The 250-nt window shown below is 63.2% G+C and carries 1 protein-coding gene; it reads right to left on the bottom strand.

Features of this window, described 5'->3' with window-relative positions:
• Positions 1–250, bottom strand: a 250-nt coding sequence (locus P0D73_RS46940) for a sterol desaturase family protein (protein WP_408436596.1), incomplete at both ends; no start/stop codon positions are given.

Here is a 250-nt window from a genome sequence, read left to right as displayed (position 1 = left end):
AAGCCGTGCCTTCATGGCCGTAGCCCACCGCGTGGTGGCGGCGGTGAAAGATCGGGCTGACGATGATGCGCTCGAGCAGCCAGCCATACGGCAGGCGTGCATTGACGTGCTGGATGCTCTGCAGGGAGTTGCTGACCGCGACCAGCACCACGAACTGGCTCGGCTGCACGCCGATAAACAGCGAGATCGCCGCGAAGAACGCTGCCTGGATGATGTCGTCGAGAAAGTGGTTGCGGTCATCGGCCCACAG

Source organism: Paraburkholderia sp. RL18-101-BIB-B, assembly GCF_046026985.1.
Classification (GTDB): Bacteria; Pseudomonadota; Gammaproteobacteria; order Burkholderiales; family Burkholderiaceae; genus Paraburkholderia.
This window is presented reverse-complemented; position numbering and strand designations above follow the sequence as displayed.